6 protein-coding genes are annotated in these 6,071 nt (G+C 72.9%); 4 read left to right on the top strand and 2 right to left on the bottom strand.

Annotated elements, in window-relative coordinates:
- Nucleotides 1-483: alpha/beta hydrolase (locus tag A9W96_RS14815; protein WP_156765249.1), on the bottom strand; the 483-nt coding region annotated here is incomplete at its 3' end.
- Between A9W96_RS14815 and A9W96_RS14820 the strand changes: the two genes are divergently transcribed.
- From A9W96_RS14820 to A9W96_RS14830, 3 genes are all read left to right on the top strand, one after another.
- Nucleotides 482-1,252 carry a lysoplasmalogenase gene (locus A9W96_RS14820; RefSeq protein ID WP_067140764.1) on the top strand — a complete coding sequence of 257 codons (771 nt, stop codon included), beginning with the start codon at nucleotides 482-484 and terminating at the stop codon, nucleotides 1,250-1,252. The two genes, A9W96_RS14815 and A9W96_RS14820, sit on opposite strands and share 2 nt — an antisense overlap.
- Before the next feature lie 80 nt (nucleotides 1,253-1,332).
- The gene (locus A9W96_RS14825) at nucleotides 1,333-3,357 is read left to right on the top strand and encodes a primosomal protein N' (RefSeq protein WP_197499521.1); all 2,025 of its coding nucleotides are present in this window, start codon (nucleotides 1,333-1,335) and stop codon (nucleotides 3,355-3,357) included.
- Nucleotides 3,358-3,484: 127 nt separating this feature from the next.
- Nucleotides 3,485-3,970 (top strand): MarR family winged helix-turn-helix transcriptional regulator, encoded by a 486-nt coding sequence (locus tag A9W96_RS14830; protein ID WP_066873446.1) that lies wholly within the window; start codon nucleotides 3,485-3,487, stop codon nucleotides 3,968-3,970.
- Nucleotides 3,971-3,977: 7 nt separating this feature from the next.
- On the opposite strand, the gene A9W96_RS14835 is transcribed toward A9W96_RS14830, so the two are convergent.
- Nucleotides 3,978-4,805 (bottom strand): class I SAM-dependent methyltransferase, encoded by an 828-nt coding sequence (locus A9W96_RS14835; protein ID WP_067140767.1) that lies wholly within the window; start codon nucleotides 4,803-4,805, stop codon nucleotides 3,978-3,980.
- 178 nt (nucleotides 4,806-4,983) lie between these two features.
- Here A9W96_RS14835 and fmt point away from each other — a divergent pair, with 178 nt between their 5' ends.
- Complete coding sequence (gene fmt, locus A9W96_RS14840) at nucleotides 4,984-5,928, top strand: methionyl-tRNA formyltransferase (RefSeq protein WP_067140771.1); 945 nt, start codon at nucleotides 4,984-4,986, stop codon at nucleotides 5,926-5,928.
- Nucleotides 5,929-6,071: the final 143 nt, after the last annotated feature.

Here is a 6,071-nt window from a genome sequence, read left to right on the forward strand (position 1 = left end):
GGTCGCGTCGCCGTGCAGTTCGGCGGCGTTCTTGGCGACCCAAAGCGTTGCGGCCCAAGCGTCTTCGACGGCGGCGGGGTAGGGGTGCTCGGGGGCCAGCCGGTAGTCGACGGACACCACGATCGCGTCGGCGCCGACCGCGTGCTGACGCGCCGTGCCGTCGTGGGTGTCGAGGTCGCCGATGACGAAGCCGCCGCCGTGGAAATACAGCACGACGGGCGCTGCGTCACCGCCCGGCTGGTCGTTGGAATGGCTTGGCGGCCAATAGATCCGGACCGCGATCGAGCCCGCAGGCCCGGGGATCGTGCGGTCCTCGACGCGCAGCTCGGGATGCAGCGGCCGGCGCGGCAGGTCGCGGAACCGCTGGCGCGCCGCGTCGATGCCGTCCTCGGTGGATAGCCGGAAGGGAACCGCATCCAGTACCTTCTGCAGGATGGGGTCGATAGCGGGTTTCTCGTCGGCTGTGTTATCCAAGCTGGGCATGGACGTACCGTACGCACCTCGTCTGGTGGCCGGCGCCTGGGTGGTGGCCGGCTGGGTGGCCCTCGGCTACGGCATCTACCTGACCGTGCTGGCGCTGCGCTCGCCGCCGGGCATCGAGCTGACCGGGCACTGGGTGCTGCAGCCGGCGTTCAAGGCCTCGATGGCGTTGCTGCTGACGCTGGCCGCGGCGGGGCACGCCGTCGTGCGCGAGCGGCGGTGGCTGATGCCGGCGCTGCTGCTGTCGGCCATCGGCGACTGGGTGCTGGCGATCCCGTGGTGGACGCTGTCCTTCGTGGTGGGCCTGGCCGCATTCCTGTTGGCGCACATGTGTTTTGTCGCCGCGCTGCTGCCGCTGGTGCCGGCGTTCTCGGGGGCTTCCGGGGAGGCGCGGCCGTCGACGGTGCGCCTCGTCGCGGTGGTCCTGATGGGTGCGGCGTCGCTTGGGCTGCTGGCCTGGTTCTGGCCCCACCTGGGCGCGGAGAAGCTGACGCTTCCGGTGACGCTCTACCTCGTCGTGTTGACCGCGATGGTGTGCATGGCCCTGCTGGCGAAACTGCCGACGATCTGGACGGCGGTGGGCGCGGTGTGTTTCGCGGCCTCGGATTCGATGATTGCCATCGGCCGCTTCATTCTGGGCAATGAGGCGCTGGCCGTGCCGATCTGGTGGTCGTATGCGGCGGCCCAGATCCTGATCACGGCCGGGTTCTTCTTCGGCCGCGAGCTTCCCGAGGACGCCGCCGGGGACGCCATGGCGCCCGCCGAGAGCTGATTGTCGCCGGTGCCCGGTACGCTGCGGACCCCGACTTCTAAGTCATTGGATGACAACATGATTCGCGGCCCGGGGGCGCGGTGAGCCCCGGTGCGCGCACGCCCGTCGAGGTGGAGCCCATCGCCCGGGTGCTGCCGATGCTGTCGGTGCCACATCTGGATCGCGAGTTCGACTACCTGGTGTCGGCAGAGCAGTCCGACGACGCCCAGCCCGGGGTGCGGGTGCGGGTGCGTTTCCACGGCCGGCTGGTCGACGGGTTCGTGCTGGAGCGCCGCACCGACACCGACCACACCGGCAAGCTGGGCTGGCTGGATCGCGTCGTGTCGGCCGAACCGGTGCTCACACCGGAAATCCGCCGGCTGGCCGACGCGGTCGCGGCCCATTACGCCGGCACCCGCCCCGACGTGCTGCGCCTGGCCGTGCCGGCCCGGCACGCCCGCGTCGAACGCGAGCCCCCGGTCAGCCGGGATCCGGCGATCCCGGAGCCCGTCGACCCGTCGGGCTGGGACGGTTACGCCCGGGGAGCCCAGTTCCTGGGAGCCCTGGCCGAATCGCGGGCCGCGCGGGCCGTCTGGCAGGCGCTGCCGGGGGAGGCGTGGACGGACCGCTTCACCGAGGCCGCCGCGCAAACCGTGCGGACCGGCCGTTCGGTGCTGGCGATCGTTCCCGACCAGCGCGACCTGGACGCGCTGTGGCAGGCCGCGACGGCGCGCATCGACGAGGGCAGCGTGGTGGCCCTGTCGGCCGGCCTGGGCCCGGCGGCCCGCTACCGGCGGTGGCTGGCGGCGCTGCGGGGCACCGCGCGGTTGGTGATCGGCACCCGCAGCGCGGTGTTCGCGCCGCTGAGCGACCTGGGGCTGGTGATGGTGTGGGCCGACGCCGACGACAGCCTGGCCGAGCCGCGGGCGCCCTACCCGCACGCCCGCGAGGTGGCGATGCTGCGCGCGCATCAGGCTCGGTGCGCGGCCCTGATCGGCGGTTACGCGCGCACCGCCGAGGCCCACGCGCTGGTGCGCAGCGGCTGGGCGCACGACATCGTCGCGGCGCGGCCGGTGGTGCGCGCCCGCACGCCGCGGGTGATCGCCCTCGACGACACGGGTTATGCCGACGAGCGCGACCCGGCGGCGCGCACGGCGCGCGTCCCGTCCATCGCGCTGCGCGCCGCCCGCTCGGCGCTGCAGGCCGCGGCGCCGGTGCTGGTGCAGGTGCCGCGCCGGGGTTACGTCCCGTCGCTGGCCTGCGCGCGCTGCCGCACCATCGCCCGCTGCCGGCACTGCACGGGGCCCCTCTCACTGACCGAGTCGCTACCGGCGGGCGGCGCCGCTCTGCTGTGCCGCTGGTGCGGCCGCGTCGACCCGACGCGACGGTGCGCGCGCTGCGGGTCCGACGCGGTGCGCGCCGTCGTCGTCGGGGCGCGGCGCACGGCCGAAGAGCTCGGGCGCGCGTTTCCGGGCACGGCGGTGATCACGTCCTCGGGTGACGGTGTGGTGCCCGAGGTCGCGGCCGGTCCCGCGCTGGTGGTGGCCACCCCCGGCGCCGAGCCGCGGGCGGCCGGTGGTTACGGGGCGGCGCTGCTGTTGGACACCTGGGCGCTGCTGGGCCGGCAAGACCTGCGGGCCGCCGAGGATGCGCTGTGGCGCTGGATGAGCGCCGCCGCGCTGGTGCGTGCCCGCGGCGACGGCGGCGTGGTGATGGTGGTTGCCGAATCGTCGCTGCCCACAGTGCAATCGCTGATCCGCTGGGACCCCGTGGGTCACGCGGAGGCCGAGGTGACCGCGCGGGCCGAGGTGGGTCTGCCGCCCAGCGTGCACATGGCGGCCATTGACGGGACGGCCGGCGCGGTCACCGCGCTGCTCGACGAGGCCCGGCTGACCGACCAGGAGTCCCTCCACGCGGATGTGCTTGGGCCCGTGGACCTTCCGCCCGGGGTGCGCCGCCCGGCCGGAACCCCGCCCGGCGCGCCGGTGACCAGGATGCTGGTGCGCGTGCCCCGTCAGCAGGGGCTGGCGCTGGCCGCGGCGCTGCGGCGCGGCGTCGGTGTGCTCAGCGCCCGGCAGACCCATGAGCCGGCCCGGGTGCAGATCGACCCGCTGCACATCGGGTAACCTTCATGAACCGTTACCCTGGGCGACAATATGTGCGTGCAATAATCCCTTTTTACGACATTAGAAGGTTGCTACACTTTCTCATCCTTAGCCGCCGACAGGCCGGAACCATCCGGGGAGGGGCGATATGACAGCGGACAACACCGCGGTTGACGAGTCATTGGACGTCATCACCGACGCTTTGCTGACCGCCTCCCGTTTGCTGATGGCGATCTCGGCGCGCTCGGTGGGCCAGGTCGACGAGACCATCACCATCGCGCAGTTCCGCACGCTGGTGATCCTGTCGAATCGCGGCCCGGTCAACCTCGCCACCCTCGCCGGCCTGCTGGGCGTGCAACCGTCGGCCACCGGCCGGATGGTGGACCGGTTGGTCGCCGCCGGCCTGATCGACCGGTTGCCCCACCCGACCTCGCGGCGCGAGCTGCTCGCCGCGCTCACCACGCGCGGTCGCGACGTCGTCCACCAGGTGACCGCGCACCGGCGCGCCGAGATCGCGGCCATCGTGGCGAAGATGCCGCCGCCGGAGCGCCACGGCCTGGTGCGGGCGCTGACGGCCTTCACCGCGGCCGGCGGCGAACCCGACGTCCACCTCGACGCCGAGGTCGACCTGTAGGCCGGCCCTAGCCGGCCCGCTTCTCGGCGGTCACCAGCAGGTATTCCCAGCCCATCGTGCCGTCGGTCAGGTGTTGTTGCGCGAGTTCGATGAGCTGGGCGTCGAGCTCGGCGGCCAGCACGCGGTTGTGGCCGATGTTCGCGTAGGCCTCGATCGTCGGGCCGTAGTGCTGCTTGAAGTACGCGTGCACGGCCTCGGCGCTGTCGAATCGGTTGACCGCCAACATGCCTCGCGTCGCGGTGAGGTCGCCGATCTGGTCGCCGAGCAGCGCGGCGACGTAGCCGGGGCGCCCCCAGAGCGCCGCCGGCGGCGCGGGGTGCGACAGGCTCGGCCGGTAGGGCCGAATGGTGGCAAGCATCCGGCCGAAGAATCCCTCGGGGGTCCAGCTGATCACGCCGATGGTGCCGCCCGGGCGGCAGACCCGGACCAGTTCGGTCGCGGCGCGCTGCTGGTTGGGGGCGAACTGCACGCCGATCGCCGACATGACGACATCGAATTCACCGTCGCCGAACGGCAGCGCCTGCGCATTGGCTTCCCGGTAGTCGATGGTCAGGCCCCGCGCCGCGGCCCTGGCCTGCGACCGGTGCAGCAGCTCGGGGGTGAGGTCGGTGGACACGACGGTGGCGCCGGTCGCGGCCGCGGGCAGCGAGATGTTGCCCGAGCCGGCGGCGACGTCGAGAACCCGCACGCCCGGCCCGATGCCGGTGGCCTCGACCAGGGCGGGTCCGAGCGGGGCCATCACTTCCTCGGCCATCAGCGCGTAGTCGCCCAGGGCCCATACCGTGCGATGCGTTGCGGCCACCGAGGCGTCGCTGATGGAAGCGTCGAGGGTCATCTAGACCTCCTTGAGAGGGGAAGGGGTTGTCTTTCGACCTCGTTGTCGACGTGAATCGGCTGAGCGGTTCACACCGGAAGACACTGACTCCTGGAAATAGTAGCCATAAGCAATAGTGTACGCACGCACATTCCGCCGGCGGGTCCGGCCCGCGTCAGCCGCTTTCTAGACTGACCCGGTGCGCCTTGTCTTCGCCGGAACCCCCGACCCCGCGCTTCCCGCACTGCGCCGCCTCATCGACTCGCCGCGTCACGAGGTGGTCGCGGTGCTGACCCGTCCCGACGCCGCGGCGGGACGGCGCGGCAAGCCGGAGCCGTCGCCGGTGGCCCGCGAGGCGCTCGAGCGCGGCATCCCGGTGCTGCGGCCGTCGCGGCCGAACTCCGACGAATTCGTCGGCGAGCTGACACTGCTGGCCCCGGACTGCTGCGCGGTGGTGGCCTATGGCGCGCTGCTGCGCGACGGCCTGCTCGCGGTGCCCCCGAAGGGCTGGATCAACCTGCACTTCTCGCTGCTGCCCGCCTGGCGCGGCGCCGCCCCGGTGCAGGCGGCCATCGCCGCGGGGGACAGCATCACCGGGGCCTCGACGTTCCGGATCGAGCCGAGCCTGGACTCCGGCCCGATCTACGGCGTGGTGACCGAGACGATCCGGCCCACCGACACCGCCGGGGAATTGCTTGGGCGACTGGCTGTTTCGGGTGCCGAACTGTTGTCGGCCACGCTGGACGGCATCGCCGACGCGACCCTGACGCCGGTGCCGCAACCCTCCGAGGGGGTAAGCATCGCGCCGAAGATCACCGTCGAGCAGGCCCGGGTGCGCTGGGACCTGCCGGCCCAGGTCATCGACCGCCGCATCCGAGCCGTCACCCCCAACCCCGGCGCGTGGACGTTGCTCGGCGACCTGCGCATCAAACTGGGCCCGGTGCAGACTGCCGACGCCGCGACCCCCGGCCCCCCAGAACCGTTGCCGCCCGGTGCCATTCACGTGGACCGCAAGAGCGTCTGGGTCGGCACGGGTTCGGATCCGGTGCGGCTGGGCCAAATCCAGCCGCCCGGAAAGAAATTCATGAACGCGGTCGACTGGGCGCGCGGTGCGCGGCTGGACCCCGCGGTGCGGGCGACATGACCACCGGCCGCGACAGGCCGGGGCGCGGGCGGCCGGAGCGCAAGCCGCCGCGCCCGCAGCAGCGCGACCGCCGGCCCCAGCAGCGCGACCGCCGGCCGCCGCGCCGGCCGCTGCACCGGGCCCGCGCCGCCGCGTTCGACGTG

The sequence above is a fragment of the Mycobacterium sp. 1245852.3 genome (assembly GCF_001669335.1).
Classification (GTDB): Bacteria; Actinomycetota; Actinomycetes; order Mycobacteriales; family Mycobacteriaceae; genus Mycobacterium; species Mycobacterium europaeum_A.